Below are 21,012 nucleotides of genomic sequence, written 5' to 3' on the forward strand. Positions count from 1 at the left end.
TTGCTGGTGTCGCCATTTTAGTCACTAAAACGGCATACATTTATTTTTAAATCAAATATCTTTAATACGAGATATAATTATATAAGGAATCGAGACACTTGGCAACCGATTTGGCTCAAAAAAAATTGCCCTAGGTAAAGGCAATTTTGGCGTGGATCGTTATTCGCTTTGTTCAACAACAAACGGGTTGCCGCTGATTTGTTTTCGTATTTCATCCGTAAGCGTAAACGGCTCATTTTTGACAGCGCTTTCACCTTCGCTGCCAGGCAGATGCCCGCTTCCATCGTAGTAGATCGGTTTCCCTTCCATAATGTTTGACCCCCTCGATTGTTGTAGGATGCAAGAACTAGTCTACACTTCTATGTTACCATTTATCATAGTTCCGAAAGAAGACTCCAGCTTCAAGCGCGTGAATGGCGCAGCCCAGCGATAAGCGGGAGATGAATTTCGGTTGGCGTCAGCCAAAACACATGATAAAATAAATGTGTATCATGTTCTTTGTGAACTGGATATATGGGGTTGCATGGAGAAAATCCAATGCGAAAACCAAGCTAAGCCTTCCATGCGTAAAATATCCAAGGCGCGAAAGAACTCCGAATCGTCGGATGCCTAGGGTTGGGACGACCCGAAGTTACGCTCAGGGAGACGAAAGGCTGCTTTCGTCGTGGAACTGAGAAGCTCCCACTTCAAGCAAAGCTAAGTGGGGGTAGTTCACTCAATGAAAGTTGGATGATTTTTTGAAATTTTGCTTAAAAAAGCGGTTCCGTTTCCATTCCCCTTTTCACAAAAAAACCGAGGCTTCATCGATGCCCCGGCGTTTTTCATTAAAAGGCGATTTTTTGATCCAAAAAAGCTTTTAGGTCGCTGATCGGCAGCCGCACTTGTTCCATCGTGTCGCGGTCGCGCACGGTCACTTGGCCGTCTTGTTCAGACTCGAAATCGTATGTGATGCAAAACGGCGTGCCGATTTCATCTTGACGACGGTACCGCTTGCCGATCGAGCCGGTTTCGTCATAGTCGACCATAAAATGTTTCGCCAGCTCTTCGTAAATGCGGCGCGCCCCGTCAGCGAGCTTTTTCGACAACGGCAAGACAGCCGCTTTGTACGGCGCAAGCGCCGGATGCAAATGCATCACCGTCCGGGTCGTGCCGTCTTCAAGCTGTTCCTCGTCATAGGCGTCGATCATAAACGCAAGCGTGACGCGGTCGGCGCCAAGCGACGGCTCAATGCAGTACGGGATGTAGCGTTCGTTCGTTTCTTGGTCGAGATAATGGAAGTCCTCGCCCGAGTATTCCATATGCCGCTTTAAGTCGTAATCAGTGCGCGACGCGATGCCCCACAGCTCGCCCCAGCCGAACGGGAAATGGTACTCGATGTCAGTCGTGGCGTTGCTGTAGTGGGACAATTCTTCCTTCGCATGGTCGCGCAGGCGGATGCTGTCCTCCTTCATGCCAAGCGACAGCAGCCACTCCTTGCAAAACTGCTTCCAATAGTCAAACCATTGCAGCTCTTCGCCCGGTTTGCAGAAAAACTCGAGCTCCATCTGCTCAAATTCGCGCGTGCGGAACGTAAAGTTGCCCGGCGTAATTTCATTGCGAAAGCTTTTGCCGATTTGCGCGATGCCAAACGGCAGCTTTTTCCGCATCGTGCGCTGGACGTTTTTGAAGTTGACGAAAATGCCTTGCGCTGTCTCTGGGCGCAAATAAATTTCGTTGGCGCTCGACTCGGTGACGCCTTGGTACGTTTTGAACATTAAGTTGAACTGGCGCACGTTCGTGAAATCGCGGCTGCCGCATTCCGGGCAGGCGATATCGTATTCCCGGATGAGCTCATCCATTTTCGCGAGCGGCAAACCGTCGACGATCATCTCGATCCCTTTTTCCTCGAGCGCCTTCTCAATCAACTTATCGGCGCGATGACGCGCTTTGCACTGTTTGCAGTCGACCATCGGATCGTTGAAGTTGCCTAAGTGGCCGGACGCTTCCCACGTTCTCGGGTTCATTAAAATGGCGGCGTCGAGCCCGACGTTGTACGGCGACTCTTGGACAAACTTTTTCCACCACGCCCGTTTAATGTTGTTTTTCAGCTCAACGCCAAGCGGGCCGTAATCCCACGTGTTCGCCAGCCCGCCGTAAATTTCCGACCCCGGAAAAACGAAGCCGCGATGCTTGGCATGTGCGACGATTTCTTCCATTGTAACAGCCATCGTGTTCATCCTCCTTCAATGTGATGTCCAACAATCAAAAACGCCCTCGCCCCTAGGCCTGACGCCTAGGGACGAGAGCGTAGCTCCCGCGGTTCCACCCTAGTTGATGCGCCGACAGCGCATCCTCTTTTTCCGTTCCCGCTCCGGACTGCCGTTTCATTAACCGTCTTCGCCGGGCTTCCACCGTCCCCGGCTCGCTTGGGAAGAGAGGGTTAACTACTATTGATCCGTCATCGCGATCCATATATGATTTTGTCTACTATCATAACAAACCCCAAAACCTTTTGTCAACGCCATCCTGCCTTTTTTTGCATCCAAAACCGTGACACGATTGGCTGACCGTTCCAAATGACTTCGCTGTCCGCCCGGCGCTTCGCGACTTCCGGCTCGTCAAGCAAGAGCCAAAAGTTTTTCACCGGCAAGTCGCCGAGCCCATGCTTCTCGCAAAGCCGCCGCAAATATTGGCGCCGCTTGCCGCCTACCTGTCGCGACACGTTGTCGCCGTCCGGGCTGAACGCATACAAGACCGTCGCCGCTGCGACACGCATGACGCGACAGACGACCGCCGCGCGCAAAAAGAAGTCCCAATCCCAATAATGGTGGACAGACGGGTCAAAGCAACCGATCTCGTCATGGAGCGATTTTCGATACACGCTTCCAGACGGGACGTACGTCGAAAACGTCCGCATCGCTTCCAAATCATACTCATAGGCAAATAAAAAACGGGCGGATGGGACGCGCTGATCGTTTTCCACCCGATACTGGACAATTTCCGCATCGGCATAGGCGAAGTCCGCATGCTCGAGCGCCGCGACCATCCGCTCGAGATGGCACGGCAACACTAAGTCATCGTCGTCGCAAAGCATGATGAGTTCGCCGCGCGCCGCCTTGACGCCTACGTTGCGGGCCGCGACATGTCCTTCGTTGTCGCGGCGGTCGATGAGACGGATGTCAAGCTCCGGGTACAAGGCGACGACATCATGAACCGGGACGCCGCCGTCATTGACGATGATGACCTCAAACGGCTTGTACGTCTGCCGGCTTAACGACTCGAGCAGCTCGGCAAGCGGATACGGGCGATTGTACGTCGGAATAACGACGGACACGGACGGACGCAAGATTGATTCACCGCCTCTCGCACTGGCTTTCCCCTTGGCGTCCGCGGGCGTCGATGCGCACACCCACAGAAAGCTTGTCCAATCAAAAAAGGGGCTTACCCTTAAGGTACCGCCCCTGCCGTTTGTTTGTCAATTTCGGCTTGCCTCCCCTAACGAGCGCCACGAACCAAAGCCCGCAACTCTCATTAGAGATCTGTCTTAGAATGTCCCTTACAACGATTTTACTCATGCAAGCTCCTGCTGCTTCGTCTCGCTGCCCAACACCGCGACCGCCAAAACGGCGACAAGGACCGATAGACAAAACAGCGTGAAAATGGCCGTCACCGACACGCCTTGGGCGACAAGCGAGCCGACCAACAGTGGGCCAAAAATGCCGCCAATGCGTCCAAACGCCGCCGCCATGCCCGCACCAGTGGCGCGAATCGACGTCGGATACTGCTCCGGCGTATACGCATACAGCGCTCCCCAAGCGCCAAGGTTGAAAAACGACAAGAAAATGCCGGATGCCATCAGCCCGACGAGCGACTCGGCCGTGCCGAAAAAGTAAGCGCTCAATGCTGTGCCAAGCAAGTACGTGACCAAGACAAATTTCCGCCCCGCCCGCTCGATCAGCCATGCGGCGCTGAAATAGCCGGGCAATTGCGCCAGCGTCATGATGAGCACATATTCAAAGCTTTTAATTAAACTAAACCCTTTCATCACCATGACGCTCGGCAGCCATAAAAACATGCCGTAATACGAAAAGACGACGCAAAACCAAAGCAACCAAAGCATGACCGTCTCTTTCCGATGGGGAGCGGACCATACTTTGACGATATTGCTCCACACCGTCTCCTCTTTTTGCGCGGCCGCAAACCGCGGCGAATCGGGCAGGCGGAGGCGCAAATAGATCGCATACAGCGCTGGAATCGCCGCCAGCCATAACGCCGTTCGCCATCCGTAAGCTGGTATGACGAAATACGAAATGAGCGCTGCCAACAGCCAACCGCCAGCCCAAAAGCTTTCAAGCAGCACGACAACCCGGCCGCGGTCGGCAGCCGGCACCGCCTCCGAAACGAGCGTTGACGCGACCGGCAGCTCGCCGCCAAGCCCCATGCCGATCAAAAAGCGGAGCGCCAAAAACGCCGCTAGCGTCGTCGTCAGCGCCGACAGCCCGCTGCCGATCGAGAACAGCAACAATGTGAAAATAAAAACGTTTTTCCGGCCGATCCGGTCGGCAAGCAGCCCGAACACGAGCGCTCCAACCGCCATGCCGATCGAGTTGACGCTGCCGATCCAGCCGACTTGGCCGGCCGTCAAATTCCAGTCTTTTTGCAAGGCCGCCATCAAAAACGACAACATGCCGACATCCATCGCGTCAAACAGCCAGCCAAGGCCGGCTATGCCTAACAGCTTGCGCTGGGAAATCATCGGTTCGTTCATGTGCATCCTCCTGTCATTATTAGTGTCAAGACATATTTTCATTATATAAAGAAGATCGGCTGCCTGTGAACCCGTATGCTCTTCTGATTTCTTTCCCAGCACTTTTCGCCAATAGTTCTTTTCTACTATGGATGGACAGGAGAATTTCAAGCGGCTCAAATAGTTTGCCCGATCATGCCATGATCATCATGACTGCCATATGGCGCTCGAACAGGGGCCTATCTTCTGCAATGATTTCATCCCTTGAACGCTCTCCCACTTACGCTCACGCGTGGAAGTGGGGGTCTTCTCGGTTTAGGATGATAAAAAATTTACGTTCATTATACATAATATTAATAAATTTCCAACAAATAAAAACAGTATGTTCATATTTCTCAAATATAATGGGTTATGCTGACAAGAAAAAATGCTTATGTAGAAAGGGGGATCACTACTATTGCTTACGCCCGTTCCTTTTTCAAAAGGAAATGAAAGGAGGTTCATAATGAAGAAAATCATCGCCGGGGCAGTCATGGCGTCTGCTCTGCTTGCAGGATCGCCTTTGCCGGGGACAAGCCTCGATGGACATGTTTATGCAGCAACTTCAGCCAAAAGCGTCATGTCCCGTTACCCCGTGAATGTCAATGGGAAATTGGCGACAATTCGTTCGCTCCACCATTCGGGAGTTGCCTTGTTTGCGGCGAGTGATCTAGCCAAGCTGTTTTCCGCGAATTGTACGTATGACAAGGCGCATCAAAGATACGAAATCCGTCGGACATCCCCGGCGATACGCATCGTTTTACAAGCCGGGCAAAACAAAGCGTTTGTCAATGGAAAACATTTCTCGTTATCCATCGCACCCCAACGGTCAGGAAAAGAATTGTACATTGATGCAAAGCCGATCGCTGAACTTTTAGGCGGCCAATGGCAAGCGGAGAACGGGATCGCCGTCGTCTCGACGTCTGGCAGCTTCCGTTCATTCAGTGAAACGTGGGAGTTTGACGGCTCTCCGTCCGTCATTCATGGCGTCGCCTTTCAACACGTATCTTTTTATTCAGTGTACGATATTGCCGCCGCTTTCGGCGCCGCCGTTCACGTCGACAAAAAAACGAGCATGGTCAAAGTGACAAAGGGCAAACGGACGGTTCTCTTCCACCCATTTAGCTATACCTTGAACGCCAACGGCAAAAAAATGACCATGCCTATTGCACCGTTCATCCAAAAAGGGGTGCCGTACGCCGATCTGCCATCAATCGTCCGCGCATTAGGAGGAGACATCGATGGACGGTTCATCGCCATCGCCGGGCTGATCAAAGGAATGAGCACCCATCCGCAATGGGTGGATCAAAACACGTTGCTTATCAGCCGACCGGACGATTCCACTTCGCTGCTTTTGGACATTCGTTCGAGAACCGCCATTCGATCCATTAGCCAAATGGATCTCACTCTGTCGCCTGACGGGAAGCAAGCGGCCTATGTCGATGAAAACGGCCATTTGTTTGTCATCGATTTGGCTTCCAACGTCGTCAAACAAATCGGCGACGACGATGAGGTGAAAACCGATCTCGTTTGGTCCAACGACGGCCGCTCACTCTATTGCATTTACGGAAGCAACAATGAGGCAGTCGCTGTCGCGTCCCTAGATACAGGCAGCATCAACAAATTGATCGACGACAAAGTGAAATATAAAACCGACCTTCGTCTATCCCCGGATGGAACGAAGCTGTTGTACACGGTTGCCAATGAAGGAAAAACAAACTACACTGACGATCAAAAAACGGATGTTGATTCAATTGATACAAGCGGGACGGATCCGCAGCTGTTTCTCGTGGATCTCTCCTCTCCGAACAAACAGCCGACGCCATTAACATCGTCGCCGGACAATAAAGTCGACAGTGCATTTCTTTCTAACAATGAAATCGTGTATGTAAGTGCGATCGACGATGAAGCCGCTCGGCCGTCATTAAAATGGACTAGAAACGGAGAAGAGCAAACACTGCTTGCCGACCAGAACATCATTGACGCGGTCGTTGTCAAAAGCCGGATCTATGTCGCTCTTGAAACGAACGGCATCTACACAATCCGCATCTTCGACCCGTCCACAAAATCGTGGACAACCGCAGGAAGTACGAAAAACGAAATCACCTCGATCGCGCCGTCACCATATGACAATCAAATCGCCGTGACGATCGCGACCGAGAACGGGGAAAAAGTATCGATCCTCCGCAACGGACGCTGGATCGATATGACGAAATGATCATGGAAAAACAAGGGTCTCCCAGGCCGCTAAAATTGATCACGGAGGGATATGCCATGAAACGAACCACACTATGGAAACGGATGGCTGCTGCTGTTCTTTCATCAGCTTTGCTGATTGGCGCTGCCTTTACGACTCAACACCGCGCTGACGCCGCAGAAGTATCCGGAAAAATCGTTATCGCCGGCTCCACCGCTTTGCTGCCGTTAACCCAACAGGCGGCAAAAGAATTTAAAAAGAGTCATCCGAAAGTGAAAATTGTAGTCTCCGGATCCTCGTCAATCGCCGGTCCGCAATCCGTCGCCAAAGGCGTCGCGACCATCGGCGCATGCGATTGGGACGCGACCCGAGCAGTCGGAGGATTCCCTGCTTACAAAGGATTAAAAGCATACAAAATCGCAAAAATTCCGTTCGCTGTCATCGTCAACAAAAACAATTCCGTGGACAATCTATCAGTCCAACAAATTCAAGACATTTATGAAGGCAAAATCACCAACTGGAAGCAAGTCGGCGGGAAAGACGAAGAGATCGTCGTCATCAACCGCGCGAAAGGTTCCGGGACGCGCGTCAATTTTGAAGACAAAATCATGGACGGGCATGCCATCAAAACATCCGGAGACAACTACAAAGAAGTGCAAAAATCAGGGGATATGGTCAATGCTGTTTCTTCCAATCCAAACGCCATCGGATTTGTCGACTTGGCCTATGTCAAAGGCGGAATTAAAGCGGTCAGCATCAACGGCGTAAAAGCGACAACCGCCAACGCCGCCAGCGGGAAATACGTGTTCTACGGCTATGGCTACTTATTGACAAAAGGCGAAGCGAAAGGGGCCGACAAAGCATTTATCAATTATATCCTAAGCAAAAAGTTTCAAAACGGCTCTTTGAAAAAACTGAAATTTATCCCTGTGAAGTAACAGAACACAACTCAGCCTCTCCTTCCCGGCGGAGAGGCTGATTTTTCCGCCAACAGGGGAAGGGGGATGCGCAAATGGAGAAACTATCGCCGGATTGGACTGACGCAACGAACTTGTTGACGGCCCGCCGTCAAAGCCGCTGGGCCGCCAAATATGCCGCCGACCGCTTTTTCCGTTTTCTATGCCTTGGAAGCATCATATTCCTTGGCGCCGTATTGGGCGCCATCGTTCTATTCGTGAGCGAAACCGGTTTTCTCGTGTTTCGGGACGTATCACTTTGGGAATTTTTCTTCTCCTCCCGTTGGGACCCGGAACACGGCAAATATGGAGCTGCCGTTTTTATCGCCGGTACATTGTATTTAACCTTGGTGACCCTGCTGATCGCAACGCCGATTTCGATTTGTGTGGCGGTGTTTATCGCGGAAATCGCCCCGCCATGGCTGCGGCAATGGCTTCGCACACTGCTTGATTTATTGGTCGGCATCCCATCGATCGTCTACGGCTATTTAGGGGCCACCTTGCTCATTCCATGGATCCGCGAACACACGGGGGCCCCGGTCGGCGACGGATTTCTCGCCGCCGCTATCGTTTTATCCATCATGATTTTGCCGACCATCACCCGCATTACTGATGACGCCCTCTGCGCCGTTCCAAACGAATGGCGGGAAGCAAACTATGCGCTTGGGGGAACAACATTCCAAATGATCGTCCGAGTGGTGCTCCCAGCTGCGAAATCAGGCATTGCCGCCGCCGTCATCCTCGGCATGGCGCGCGCCATCGGTGAAACGATGGCCGTAGTGATGGTAATCGGCAACGTGGCCCAATTCGGCTTTGACTTGGTCACTCCGACCAGCGTGTTGACCAGTCATATCGTGATGCAAATTTTAAACGTCGATTTTCAATCGACCACCAACCACGCTCTTTACATGATGGCGTTTTTGTTGCTTTTGATTTCGATTTCGCTCATTATGGCCATTCGCCGTTTGCGGCTGAAAGGAGGGCAATAAATGAATGAGCTGGTTTCTGTTCCAAGCAAAAAAATGGGGCGTTTCCGCACCCGCCGCACGATCAACAAACTTATGCTTGGGCTGATCAGCGCCGTTTCCTTATCTATTTTTTCCTTGATTTTGGCTCTTCTTTATACAATTGTCCGGAAAGGATTGCCCGACATCGATGTCCATTTCCTTGTCGGGTTGCCTGAAGAAATCGATGCAGGCGGCGGAATCGGCCCGTTTTTATGGAATTCGCTTTATATTCTCTTTTTATCCCTTTTCCTATCGCTTCCAATTGGGATAGGCGCCGGCATCTTTTTGGCTGAATACGCACCGCGCACCCGATCCATGGAATGGGTCCGCGGCGCCATCGAAAGCTTGGCATCGGTTCCGTCGATTGTGTTTGGGCTATTCGGCTACGCTCTATTCGTGGAATATTTCCAAATTGGCGTCACCATTCTGGGGGCAGCTGTCACGCTGGCTTTATTGAATTTGCCCGTTTTGGCCCGCGTCACGGAGGAAGCCGTTACAGCCGTGCCATCAACATGGCGGGAAGCCTCTTTCGCTTTAGGCGCCACCAAAACGCAGACGATCTTAAAAACCGTTCTCCCTGCCGCTGCCAGAGGTATTGTAACCGGCGTCAGCCTCGTCGCGTGCCGCGCGTTCGGCGAATCCGCCATTATTTTATTGGTCGGGGGAACATCGGCATCCGGGGAGATGTGGGATTTTCATCTTCTTTCGGAAGGGGCAACGCTCCCTGTCCACTTATGGTATATCCAGTCCGAAGCGCTCGTCGCTGACGCGCAGGAAATTGCCCAAAAAACATCCGCCCTCCTCGTGGTGATCGTTTTGCTCCTTAGCTTTGCCATCCGCTTTCCGCTATGGCTTACACAACGCAAAAAGCCGCGTTGACCCATTTTTCCGACAAAGCGGCTGTTTGGGGAAAGGGAGCATCGATTCATCGATCAGCCTGACGCTAGAAAAGGTGTCCCGATCCTTTTGGGACACCTTCTTCTCACTTAGAAGGGGCATTTATTTCTTTTCGCCAATCTTTTCTGTGAACTACTCCAACTTAGCTTTGCTTGAAGTGGGAGCTTCTCAGTTCCACGACTTGTCGTCCGGATGCGGGAAAAAACCGCACAGTAAGTGTTCCTTCGCCGCCCTTATTTCATCTTCACTTGAAATTAAGGCCGTATCCCCTTTTGCCGCCGCTCCCTCAGCTTTTTTCTTGAGGTTCTCAAGGGCATCACCATTCGTGATGATGATCGGCGTCACCGCGCTTTTCGCTTTCTCGCGCACAAGCGGCAAGTCGATGGAAAGAAGCCGATCCCCCCGTTTCACCCGGTCGCCGGCTTTGACATAGGCGAATCCTTCCCCATTCATCGACACGGTGTCGATGCCGACATGGATGAGCAGTTCCACACCCGCTTCCGAACGCAAGCCGATGGCGTGTTTCGTCGGAAAAAGCTGAACGATTTCGCCATCGACCGGAGCGACGACATCCCCATCCGCCGGATCGATGGCGAGGCCATCGCCCATCATTTTTTGCGCAAACACCGGATCCGGCACGTCTTCAAGCCGCATGATCGTCCCGTCGAGCGGCGCGGTGATCGTCTCTTCCTTCGGCTGTTGCTTGCCAAACCATTTTTTGAACAAAGCGTGTCATCCTCCTCCTTGGCCAATCCCTTCTTCCCTTCATTCGACAGAAAGCGCAGCCATTCCTTTCTTTCATCATACAATAACGGTGGTGGATTCACATTTATGATAAAATGAAACTACAAATCATATGGACGATGCGAGGGAGCCAATATGTCTTATGATACCGACCCGTTCCGCGGCGAATTTGACAGTCTTGAAGAGTTTGCCGACCGCGTCAGCGACGTGCTGAAATGCCCGGTAACGATCGAAGACGCGAACCATCGGCTCATCGCCTACAGCGCCCATGATGATTACACCGACCCGGCGCGGACGGCGACGATCATCAGCCGGCGTGTGCCGGAAAAAGTGATCAACAGCTTATGGAAACAAGGCGCCATCCCAGCGCTGCTCAAAAGCCGCGAGCCGGTGCGCGTGCCGCCGATTCCAGACGTGGGCCTCGGGAGCCGCGTCGCTGTCTCGATCTGGAAAAACGATGAGGTGATTGGCTTCATCTGGGTGCTCGAAACAAACCGGACGCTTTCGCCCGAGGAGATGGAATGGCTGAAGCTGGCGGCGAAAGCGGCGAAAAACAAAGTGTTGCAGCTGTATATGCGCAAAAACAAAAAAGAAGAGCGGGTGCAAGAGCTGTTTTGGAAGCTGCTCACCGGCCACATCGCGCGTGAAGACGAAATCCACGCTCATCTCGCCGCGATGCAAATCCCGACCGCACCGCAGTTTGCCGTTGTCGTCTTCCGCTTTGCCGCCGATTTGACCGCCGAAATGGAGCGGCAAATTTCCTACCTATTGCAAACGACCCAGCAACTCCCGCTCCTTCTTTATACGACCGACGGCCGCGATGTGATTTTGCTGGCGGCGCCCAAAACCGACCAGCCGCTCAAAGAGCTGAATGCGTTCATCGAGTCGTTCGCCGCCAAAATGAAAGAACGATTTCACATCCACGATGTACAATGCGGGTTTGGCGGCGTGTATGGCATTTATCGCCTCATTGAAAAAAGCTACCGCGAAGCGCTCGCCGTCCTGGCGCTGAAAGAAAAGCTCGGCGATGAAATCAAGTCGGTTTACGGCTATGCCCAGCTTGGCATTTACCAATTTTTTGATTTTTTGCTTGAACAAAAACGGCAAGGGGAATGGACCAACCCAGCGTTAACGAAGCTGCAATCGTACGACCGCAAACATCATAGCGACTTGGTGAAAACGTTTGAAACGTTTTTTGACCATAATCAAAACGTGCAAGAAACCGCCGACGTCCTCAACGTTCACCCGAACACTCTTGCTTATCGGCTCAAGCGGATCGCCGACATCGCCGAGCTTGATCTCCATGACATGAATCAAAAAATTAAATTATACATTGATATTAAATTAGCGAAATACGAAGCGCGCGGTTGAATTTGTGGAAATCCACAAAAGCCGGGCGCTTCTTTCTCTTTTTTGAACAATGCCCGGCCCGTTCCCTCTCTTTTATACTATTAAGTAAGGCCACTTCTGACGAGGAGGAACGATATCCATGATTATTGGAGTGCCAAAGGAAATCAAAAATAACGAAAACCGTGTCGCCATTACGCCGGCTGGCGTTTTGTCATTCGTTCAGGCAGGACATACGGTGCTGATTGAGAAAGAGGCAGGGGTCGGAAGCGGTTTCATCGACAGCGATTACGCCCGTGCCGGCGCACAAATCATCGAGCGGGCGGAAGATGTTTGGGCGCAAGCCGATATGGTGATGAAAGTGAAAGAGCCGCTGCCAAGCGAATACGGCTATTTCCGCCCAGGTCTCATTTTGTTCACCTATTTGCATTTGGCCGCCGACCCGGAGTTGACGCGCGCCTTAAAAGAAAGCGGCGTCATCGCCATTGCCTATGAGACGGTGCAAGTCGGCCGCACGCTGCCGCTGTTGACGCCGATGAGCGAAGTCGCCGGACGGATGGCGGCGCAAATCGGAGCGCAATTTTTAGAAAAACCGTACGGCGGCAAAGGCATTTTGCTTGGCGGCGTCCCAGGCGTCGCCCGCGGCAAAGTGACGATCATCGGCGGCGGGGTCGTCGGCACGAACGCAGCGAAAGTCGCCGTCGGCCTCGGGGCAGATGTCACGATTATCGACTTGAATGCTGACCGCTTGCGCGAGCTTGACGACATTTTTGGCAACCAAATTACGACGCTCATGTCCAACCCGATGAACATTGCCGAGGCGGTCGCAGAGGCCGACCTTGTCATCGGCGCTGTCCTCATCCCAGGGGCGCGGGCGCCGAAGCTCGTCACCGAGGACATGGTGAAAGCGATGAAACCGGGCTCGGTCATCGTCGATGTCGCCATCGACCAAGGGGGCATTGTCGAGACGAGCGACCACGTCACGACACATGACAACCCGACGTACGTCAAACACGGCGTCGTTCATTATGCGGTCGCCAACATGCCTGGCGCTGTCCCGCGCACATCGACGATCGCTTTAACGAACGTCACGATCCCATACGCCTTGCAAATCGCCAATAAAGGCGTCATCCAAGCCATCGCTGATAATCCAGCTCTTGAACTTGGCGTCAACGTCGCCAACGGCGAAATTACGTATGAAGCGGTCGCCCGTGACCTCGGTTACCGCTACGTCCCGGCCCGCGAAGCGCTCGGGAAAACGCTAGCTGCCAACTAACCGCTGGTTGGCGCGGCCGGCAACGCGCGCTGTCGGCCGCCTGTTCATCACTGCCCATTCGCATCACGAATCGCCCGCCCATAGCGGGCGGCTTTTTTTTATCGTCCTAAACCGACAAGGCCGCCATTTCTGCAAGTGAGCGTAGGCGGCGGGAGTATGTCACCCGTTGCGTTATGCCAAATCATTTTCGTTCGGCAAAGCGGCCAGTGTATAATGAAAATAGAAAGCTGGAAAGAAGGTGATTTCGTGAACGTTCCGGAAAAACAGGCAGTGTCGCGTGAAGAATTCTACAGAAAAAGCCGTCTTTCATCCCACGGTTTCAATCGTGGGATGAAAGACGGCGTTGCTCGGTAATCCCTTAAGAGGATTGCTTCGAGCAACCATTTTTATCTTTAGGTGCTGCAGTATAACCATTAAACTGATACTATTCATAATATGGAACAAGAATATCGAAGAACGAAAACAACTGTATCTTTGATTCACTATCATTTTGTTTTCTGTCCGCGTTATCGAAGAAAGGTGTTGGTAGGCAGAGTGGAAGAGCGATTCAAGCAGTTAGTAGAAGAAATTTGCCAAGAGAATGATTGGGTCATCCTTGCTATGGAAGTGATGCCTGATCATTGCCATTTGTTCTTGAATTGCCTCCCTTCTGATTCTCCATCAGATATTATGGCAAGAGTGAAAGGAGTGACTTCCAGACGATTAAGACAGGAATTTAAACACTTGTCTCATTTGCCTAGTCTTTGGACACGCTCTTTCTTCGTTAGTACAGCAGAGAATGTATCAAGTGAAACAATAAAACGCTATGTGGAATCTCAAAAGAAAAGGGGGTGAATCCATGCCSACSATCACACTAARGCTGGAGCTGCACAACCCAACGAAAGTCAAACAAGACATGTAYGAACGGATGACAGAAGTGAATACAKCGTTTGCGAATTGGCTGTTGAATCATCCCGARCTGAATCAAGCGACGAGCAAAMTWTTTAAAGAGTTTTCGTCGCAGCGGTTTCCTTCYGCCGTCGTGAATCAGACGATTCGAGAAGTGAAGTCTCAAAAGAAAAACCAGAAAACAAAGAAGTTCCGAACATTATGGTGTTGCTTTAACAACCAAAACGTAAAGGTGGAAAAGAAAGGAGAGTTCTACACGGTTTCATTCCCCACACTGGAGAARCGAATYGGCGTGCCTGTCGTCACGCGTTCCTATCAAGAAGCGTGGCTGAATCGGCTTATCAATGGAACCGCCAAACAAGGGGCAGCCAAGCTCTACAAAAAGAGAAAGAAATGGTACTTGGCKATCACCATCACCTTTGAARTGGAGCCGCGACACGAAACAAAGGTGATGGGGGTTGACCTTGGGCTTCGCTATATCGCCGTTGCCAGCGTAGGAACGAAATCGTTGTTTTTCAAAGGGAGCCAATGCGCCTTTGTACGCCGACGATATGCGGCTTTGCGGCGAACGTTGGGCAAAGCCAAGAAGCTCCATATGATTCGCAAAATCGGCCGTAAAGAGTCCCGCTGGATGAAGGATAGGAACCATAAAATCAGCCGTCAAATCGTCCGTTTTGCCCTCGCCAACGGTGTTGGCGTGATTCGGATGGAAGAGTTGACGGGGATTCGAAAGCGGGCAACATCGGCAAAAGAAGCAGGACGAAGTCTCCATTCCTGGGCGTTTCATCAATTGCAAACGATGATTGCCTATAAAGCGGAAATGGCGGGCATTCGGGTGGAGTGGGTGAAGCCGACCTATACAAGCCAAACATGCCGATGCGGGCATCGGGAGAAAGCGAACCGAAACGGCATCCACTTCCAATGCAAAAAATGCGGATATGCGATTCATGCCGACTTGAATGGCGCGATCAACATCGCCAAAGCGATTTCGGGCTTCGCCGCCTAACCTAGCGCACTGGTCACAGGTGCGCCGCCCATTGGGGTACAGGCTAACCCGATGGGACGGGGTGATGACACACCCCCGAACTTGGGCGTTGTCCGAACCAGAAATGGATGAGGACGCGAACGACCCAAGAATCCCACGCCCTTTAGGCGTGTGGAGTGTCAATGCCCGGTGACGCTGACGATGGCGACCGCCTATGTGCTCGAGCATTTCGCCGATGAAAAGCTGAAAGCGACGTATTTGCCCCATGTCATCTCCACTGGGGAAGTCGAGCTGTACGAAGGGGCGACGTTTTTAACCGAGCGCCAAGGCGGGTCGGACGTTGGCGCCAACGCGGTGCGTGCCGTGCCGTGCGGCGACCATTATAAACTATATGGGGAAAAATATTTTGCCAGCAATGCCGGCCGCTGCGGTGTAGCGCTCGTATTGGCGCGCATCGACGGGAGCGGCCCGGGGACGAAAGGGCTGAGCTTGTTTCTCGTCCCATGGCGCAAGGAGGATGGGACGTTAAACGGCATCTCGATTCGCCGCCTAAAAGATAAGTTAGGCGTGCGCGCCGTGCCGTCGGCCGAAGTCGTGTTTGACGGGACCGAGGCGTATGTGGTTGGTGATCCGCGAAAAGGCTTCTATTATATGATGGAAGCGCTCAATTTGTCGCGCGTCTGCAATGCGGTCGCCTCGGTCGGCATCATGAAGCGGGCGCTCGAGGAAGCGAAACAATACGCCGAACAGCGCACCGCTTTTGGCCATCAACTGACCGATTACCCGATGGTGCGCCATACGTTGGCTGACTTGACGGCGAGGCAGGAAGTGGAAACGAGCGCCTGCTTTGACATGATCGCCTTGTTTGACCGCGTGATGACTGCGCCGCATGAAGCGGGCGAGGCGGAGAAAGCATGGCTTAGGCTTCTGATCGCGCTCCTTAAGATGCGCACCGCTGAAGAGGCGATCGCGTTCAGCCATGAGGCGATTGAAATGCATGGAGGCAACGGGTATATTGAAGATTTCGTCACGCCGCGCCTGTTGCGCGATGCGCAAGTGCTGACGGTTTGGGAGGGGACGGCGAACATTTTGGCGCTCGAGGTGCTGCGTTTGATGCGCAAATATCGCATCCACGAACGGTTTGCCGCCGAGATGCAGGAGCGCCTTGAGCATTTGGCAGCTGACGTGAAGCCGCTCGCCCGCCCGGTCGAAGAAGGGCTTAAGGAATGGGGGGCAGCACTGGCGCGTCTTAACGGCCAGGCGGAAGAGGTCCAGACGTTCCATGCGAAAGCGATCGCCAATCGGATGTGCGATCTGTATTTGAGCGTCATCGCTTTGGAACGCGGGCAAGAAAACGAACGGAATAGGCTGATCGCTGAGCTGTTTTTGTGCCATGTTTGGGAGCGCGGGCTCGTTGATGAACGCATGACGTCGGTGCGTGAGTTTGACTTGATCGTCAGATGTAAAGGAGCGTCTGCGCCGCTTGCGCATTCGTAAGTTGGCGGTATGGCAGATTGTGTTTCAAGCGGGCCATTGGCGGAAGAGATGTTCGTTCTTTTGCGGACATCTCTTTTTTGTTTGCCAAATGACCAATTGCACAAGTAGGATGAAAGAAAGGGAAAAAGCAAGAAGGGGGAAATGCGCATGGAATTGGTGCGCACGCCGCGCCGGACAAAACGGCGCGTTTGGATTTCTGCGGCCATTGGCGTTGTCATTTTGGGGTTGCTCGCTTGCGTCGGTTTGTCCGTTTATGTCGGCTGGCAGCTGACGCATAAACCGCGCGAGCCGATTGCCGTGACGCCGAAAGACTATGGCATGGCGTATGAAAGTGCGACATTCACAAGCAAAGATGGGAAAACGGCGCTCGAAGGCTGGATCATTCCGCCTAAAGGAGAGGCGAAGATGACGGTCATTTTTGCCCATGGGTACGCCGGCAACCGGATTCAGAAAAACGTGCCGTTTTTGCCGCTCGCCAAGCGGCTCGTGTCTGAAGGGTACCGTGTCATTTTGTTCGATTTCCGTGCGAGCGGTGAATCGGAAGGGGACATGATTACGATCGGCGTCAAAGAGAAGGACGACTTGCTCGGCGTCATTGATTACGCGAAACGTCATTACCGCGAGCCGATCGCCTTATACGGCATTTCCATGGGAGCGGCAACGTCGATCTTGGCGGCGGCAGAGGACGGCGATGTTCGCGGGGTGATTGCGGACAGCCCGTTTAGCGATCTTGAATCGTATTTGCGCGCCAACATGCCGGTTTGGACGCATTTGCCGGATGTACCGTTTACGTATTTGATTTTGGCCATCATCCCAGCGCTTGCCGACTTGGATTTGAGCGTATCTTCTCCCATCCATGCGGTCGATCGTGTCGCGCCAAGGCCGATTTTGTTCATCCACAGCAAAGACGACCATTCGATTCCGTATGAGGAAAGCGTAAAACTGTACAAAACCCATCCGGATGCGTTTCAACTATGGCTGACGGACAAAGCGGATCATGTCAAAAGTTTCTCGTTGTATGGCGACCAATACGTGAGCCGCATGCTTTCTTTTTTACAGTCGCTTGAGTGACAGAGGCTAGAAAAAATTGATTTGATCGTGTACAGCACAACAAAAGCCATATATAATGAAAAATAGTGGAACGGCTTCGGCGGTTCCTTCTTTTTTGTGCCGTTAAGGAGATGAGATGAAAACAGGAGGGGCAGCGTCCGGCCATGGACAAATATAAGGAGCATTTTTGGCGCAATATTCGCGCCAAATTGGAACAATGGGAGCGGGCGGAAACGATTACGTATGAAGAGGTGTATCGGTTCTTCCATAACATTGCGGGGACGGCAGCGGTTATCGGCATGGAAGAGCTGGGGAAAAAAGCGCGCCGCCTCATGAAGCGGCTTGAAGAGGAAAGCGGAAACGTATGGACGTCCGCTGCATTGAAGGAGCATGTTTATGAACTGATGCATTGGTATTACGATGAGACGTATCGCGACATTCCGCCCCATTTTTCGCTTTCGAAAGCGGAGGTCGAGGAAGCGCCATTGATGTTGATGATTGACGACGATCCGCTTTTTCTTATGTTTATGAAAGAGCAAATGGAAAAAGCAGGTTGGCATATTGTCACCGTCGCCCAACCGGAAAAGGCGATCGCGCAATTTTATGAGGTGAAGCCCGACTGTATTGTCATCGATGTCCACATAAGGGGAACGGACGGGTTGACTGTCCTTAAAGAATTGAAAGCGGCGCTTGGCCAACAATTTGTACCAACCGTCATCATCAGCGCCGATGATCGTGAAGAGGTGCGCCTGCAAAGTTATGCGTTGGGCGCTGACGATTTTATGGTCAAACCGTTTTCTTTATCCGAATTTCTTATTCGCGTGAATCGGCTGCTGGAGCGAAAAAGGCAGTTGGAAGGTCTTTTGCTTGTCGACGAATTGACGCGATTATACAACCGCAAATATTTGCCCGAGGCCTATCGCCAGTTCGAAAACGAGCGGGAGCGGCTCGGGAAGCCGTATTGCATTGCTTGATCTTGATCATTTTAAAAAGATTAACGATCAGTACGGCCATCTAGTCGGAGATGAAGTGTTGCGTGAATTTGCGGCGCTTCTTCGGAACGGAACACGGCCCAATGACTTGGCGTTTCGTTTCGGCGGTGAGGAATTCCTTCTCTTTTTGCCGAAAACGCCGCAACAAGACGCGATCGAAGTCATTGAGCGGCTTCGCGACCAATTTCGCTCCTGCTCTTTTTCCGGGGGGAACACGGTGTTCCATTGCACCTTTTCTTGTGGAATTGTGGAAGTGAACGCAGGAGGCGCGGCGCTTGATGATTGGCTCGAGCAGGCGGATGCGGCGATGTATGCGGCCAAAAACGGTGGTCGTGATCGGACGGTGGCTGCTGAAAAGCTCGGCGGCAGACAACAGCGAAAAACCATGAAAATGGCGGTCGTTGACGATGATGTGATTGTTCGCACGATTGTGGCAGATCTTCTTGAACACATTGCCCGGGATCGAAAAGAACGGTGTGAAGTGCGGGCATTTGCGGATGGGCTGTCGTTTGTCGAGTCATCGTGGCACGAGGACCGCTCGCCGTGCCTTGTCATTTTGGATGGAGTGATGCCCAAAATGGACGGGCTTGAGGTATTGCGCCGTCTTCGTAGCCGACGTGATGCCTCACGGTATAGAGTCATTATGTTGACCATGCGGCAAAGTGAAGAAGATATCGCGCGGGCGCTTCAGTTGGGAGCGGACGATTATATAACGAAGCCGTTTAAACGGCTTGAGCTCGAGGCGCGGGTCAGCCGATTGCTGAAACGGATGTAGAGTTGCGTCGACCGTTCTATGCTTTTATGGGATTCCCCCGTCGGGCATCGGGGAGAGCGGAAGAGGATTTTCCTTTGGCCGGCAAGGGGAGAAGCAGGCGGCGAACATGATGAAGCAGGGGGAGGAAGGACGATTGAAACAGATTTTGCTTGTTGAGGATGAAGATGTGTTGCGCATGTTGGCAGTCGATTTGTTGACCGATGAAGGGCATCAAGTGGACGATGCGGCGGACGGAGCAGAGGCGCTCGCGCAGCTGCGCGAACGCGATTATGATTTGGTGGTGCTGGATTATATGTTGCCGTTTTATAGCGGTGTCGAGGTGCTCGAACATGTTCGCCGTGACTGCCCCGGGAAACGTCCGAAAGTGATCATGCTGTCGGAGAAAACCCAGCCGGCCGACCGAGAGCGGGCGCTTTCAACCGGTGCGGATTTGTTTATCGAAAAACCGTATCACCCGTTGGATTTTGTGAAAAAAGTGAATGAGGTATTGAATGAAAGATGACAATGCGCTTTCGTCGCAACCTTGCATCCCGATTTGTATCGCTGATGGTTTTATGTACGATGTTGTTTATTCTCGGTTCGGCGTTGTTTGTGATGTACCAGCAGTCGCTCGTCCGTTCATTTGAGGCGGCGCAACAAAGGCTCGAGCAAAAGGAAATTCTCACCCGCCAGCTTGATCGGGCGTTTACGCAAGCGTTTTTTGATGTGCGCGGCTATTTTGCATTTGGACGTCCGTCGTTTAAAGAAAGCGTCTTTCAGCAACAAGAAATCGTGAAGCAAGTATTGCGGGAAATGGAGCCGTTGGCTTCTCATCCGGAAGATGAGCGGGTTCTTCGCGATGCCCGCGAGTTTTTCATCCGTTATTTCGAACAGCTTATGCCGAAAGCGATGGAGGCGTTTGAGCGCGGGCGGAAGTGGATCGGATGAAATCCGAGTTGGTCAGCACGGTCAGCCATGAATTGCGGACGCCGCTTGCGGGCATTCTCGGTTTGGCGGAGTTGCTGCTGAACAAACCGCTTGCGCCGGAACGGCAGCGAAAATATTTGACCGCCATTGGCCAAGAAGCGGAGCGGCTGACGGCTTTGATCAATGATTTTCTCGATGTGCAGCGCATGGAAGCCGGCCGGCAAACGTATCGTTGGGAGCCGGTGGATCTTGTTCCGATCATGGAAAAAGTCATCGATGCCGAAAAAATGGGGACGGATATTCATGCGTTTTCCGTCTTGATCGAGACAAAGCGGACGATGATCCGCGGCGACAGAGAGCGTTTGCGGCAGCTGTTTACGAACTTAGTTCATAATGCGGTGAAATATTCTCCAGACGGTGGAGCCGTTGTGATCCGGTTGTATGAACATAGCGGCTGCCTGTGCGTCGATGTGCAAGATGAAGGGCCTGGCATCCCGGCGGAAGCGTTGCCGCATATTTTCGAGAAGTTTTTCCGCGTTGATAACTCCGATCGCCGCCGCATCGGCGGAACAGGGCTCGGCTTGACGATCGTCAAAGAAATTGCGAAAGCGCACGGCGGTGAGGTAACCGTCGTTTCGGAAGAGAAAAAAGGAAGCACGTTTACGGTTCGGTTTCCTCTGGCGCCGGTGCCGCAAGAGGTGAACTGATGCTTCTTTTCATCAAGCGGCCG

19 protein-coding genes and 1 pseudogene are annotated in these 21,012 nt (G+C 52.4%); 15 read left to right on the forward strand and 5 right to left on the reverse strand.

All coding sequences use genetic code 11. From position 1 onward, the window contains the following. Positions 1–159: 159 nt before the first annotated feature. The 4 genes from B1A75_RS19950 to B1A75_RS12890 all read right to left on the reverse strand — a co-directional run bounded on the left by B1A75_RS19950 (position 160) and on the right by B1A75_RS12890 (position 4,747). The gene (locus B1A75_RS19950) at positions 160–309 is read right to left on the reverse strand and encodes a hypothetical protein (protein ID WP_161496639.1); all 150 of its coding nucleotides are present in this window, start codon (positions 307–309) and stop codon (positions 160–162) included. 515 nt (positions 310–824) lie between these two features. Further along, positions 825–2,207, reverse strand: a complete 1,383-nt coding sequence (locus tag B1A75_RS12880; RefSeq protein ID WP_074042897.1) for a glycine--tRNA ligase — start codon at positions 2,205–2,207, stop codon at positions 825–827. Positions 2,208–2,494: 287 nt separating this feature from the next. Continuing rightward, on the reverse strand, positions 2,495–3,325 hold the full coding sequence (locus tag B1A75_RS12885; protein ID WP_074042898.1) for a glycosyltransferase family 2 protein: 831 nt from the start codon (positions 3,323–3,325) through the stop codon (positions 2,495–2,497). Positions 3,326–3,550: 225 nt separating this feature from the next. Then, entirely contained in the window at positions 3,551–4,747 is a 1,197-nt protein-coding gene (locus tag B1A75_RS12890; RefSeq protein WP_074042899.1) for an MFS transporter, read from the reverse strand. 484 nt (positions 4,748–5,231) lie between these two features. Here B1A75_RS12890 and B1A75_RS12895 point away from each other — a divergent pair, with 484 nt between their 5' ends. The 4 genes from B1A75_RS12895 (at position 5,232) to pstA (ending at position 9,804) form a co-directional block, all read left to right on the forward strand. Continuing rightward, positions 5,232–6,983 (forward strand): stalk domain-containing protein, encoded by a 1,752-nt coding sequence (locus B1A75_RS12895; protein WP_074042900.1) that lies wholly within the window; start codon positions 5,232–5,234, stop codon positions 6,981–6,983. A 56-nt stretch (positions 6,984–7,039) separates the two neighbouring features. Then, positions 7,040–7,900, forward strand: coding sequence for a phosphate ABC transporter substrate-binding protein (locus B1A75_RS12900; protein WP_074042901.1), 861 nt, complete (start codon positions 7,040–7,042; stop codon positions 7,898–7,900). 74 nt (positions 7,901–7,974) lie between these two features. Further along, positions 7,975–8,907, forward strand: coding sequence for a phosphate ABC transporter permease subunit PstC (gene pstC, locus B1A75_RS12905; RefSeq protein WP_074042902.1), 933 nt, complete (start codon positions 7,975–7,977; stop codon positions 8,905–8,907). Continuing rightward, on the forward strand, positions 8,908–9,804 hold the full coding sequence (pstA, locus tag B1A75_RS12910; protein ID WP_074042903.1) for a phosphate ABC transporter permease PstA: 897 nt from the start codon (positions 8,908–8,910) through the stop codon (positions 9,802–9,804). It begins immediately after the preceding gene. Positions 9,805–9,990: 186 nt separating this feature from the next. Here the strand turns inward: pstA and B1A75_RS12915 are convergent, their stop codons facing one another. Continuing rightward, a complete protein-coding gene (locus tag B1A75_RS12915; protein ID WP_239691170.1) occupies positions 9,991–10,548 on the reverse strand; it encodes a PTS sugar transporter subunit IIA in 558 nt (185 codons plus the stop codon). Between the two features lie 153 nt (positions 10,549–10,701). On the opposite strand from B1A75_RS12915, the gene B1A75_RS12920 reads away from it, so the two are divergent. The 11 genes and pseudogenes from B1A75_RS12920 (at position 10,702) to B1A75_RS12970 (ending at position 20,989) form a co-directional block, all read left to right on the forward strand. Further along, entirely contained in the window at positions 10,702–11,937 is a 1,236-nt protein-coding gene (locus tag B1A75_RS12920) for a PucR family transcriptional regulator (protein ID WP_074042904.1), read from the forward strand. A 118-nt stretch (positions 11,938–12,055) separates the two neighbouring features. Continuing rightward, positions 12,056–13,189 carry an alanine dehydrogenase gene (gene ald, locus B1A75_RS12925; protein WP_074042905.1) on the forward strand — a complete coding sequence of 378 codons (1,134 nt, stop codon included), beginning with the start codon at positions 12,056–12,058 and terminating at the stop codon, positions 13,187–13,189. Positions 13,190–13,624: 435 nt separating this feature from the next. Next, entirely contained in the window at positions 13,625–14,023 is a 399-nt protein-coding gene (gene tnpA, locus B1A75_RS12935; RefSeq protein WP_074042906.1) for an IS200/IS605 family transposase, read from the forward strand. A 4-nt stretch (positions 14,024–14,027) separates the two neighbouring features. Beyond that, positions 14,028–15,083: an RNA-guided endonuclease TnpB family protein gene (locus B1A75_RS12940; protein ID WP_079936341.1), complete on the forward strand. Its 1,056-nt coding sequence runs from the start codon at positions 14,028–14,030 to the stop codon at positions 15,081–15,083. Positions 15,084–15,245: 162 nt separating this feature from the next. Continuing rightward, positions 15,246–16,559: pseudogene (locus tag B1A75_RS12945) on the forward strand (acyl-CoA dehydrogenase family protein); the annotation flags it as partial. Positions 16,560–16,700: 141 nt separating this feature from the next. Continuing rightward, positions 16,701–17,630, forward strand: coding sequence for an alpha/beta hydrolase (locus B1A75_RS12950; RefSeq protein WP_074043439.1), 930 nt, complete (start codon positions 16,701–16,703; stop codon positions 17,628–17,630). A gap of 143 nt (positions 17,631–17,773) precedes the next feature. Continuing rightward, entirely contained in the window at positions 17,774–18,583 is an 810-nt protein-coding gene (locus tag B1A75_RS20325; RefSeq protein WP_254866634.1) for a response regulator, read from the forward strand. Next, positions 18,576–19,376 (forward strand): diguanylate cyclase, encoded by an 801-nt coding sequence (locus B1A75_RS20330; RefSeq protein ID WP_254866635.1) that lies wholly within the window; start codon positions 18,576–18,578, stop codon positions 19,374–19,376. Before B1A75_RS20325 ends, B1A75_RS20330 begins: the two co-directional genes overlap by 8 nt. Before the next feature lie 106 nt (positions 19,377–19,482). Next, the gene (locus tag B1A75_RS12960) at positions 19,483–19,878 is read left to right on the forward strand and encodes a response regulator (RefSeq protein WP_239691213.1); all 396 of its coding nucleotides are present in this window, start codon (positions 19,483–19,485) and stop codon (positions 19,876–19,878) included. Then, the gene (locus B1A75_RS12965; RefSeq protein ID WP_139268042.1) at positions 19,875–20,303 is read left to right on the forward strand and encodes a hypothetical protein; all 429 of its coding nucleotides are present in this window, start codon (positions 19,875–19,877) and stop codon (positions 20,301–20,303) included. Before B1A75_RS12960 ends, B1A75_RS12965 begins: the two co-directional genes overlap by 4 nt. Further along, complete coding sequence (locus tag B1A75_RS12970; RefSeq protein ID WP_074043436.1) at positions 20,300–20,989, forward strand: sensor histidine kinase; 690 nt, start codon at positions 20,300–20,302, stop codon at positions 20,987–20,989. The genes B1A75_RS12965 and B1A75_RS12970 overlap by 4 nt, the downstream gene beginning before the upstream one ends. Positions 20,990–21,012 lie beyond the last annotated feature (23 nt).

The sequence above is a fragment of the Geobacillus sp. LEMMY01 genome (assembly GCF_002042905.1).
Lineage (GTDB): Bacteria > Bacillota > Bacilli > Bacillales > Anoxybacillaceae > Geobacillus > Geobacillus proteiniphilus.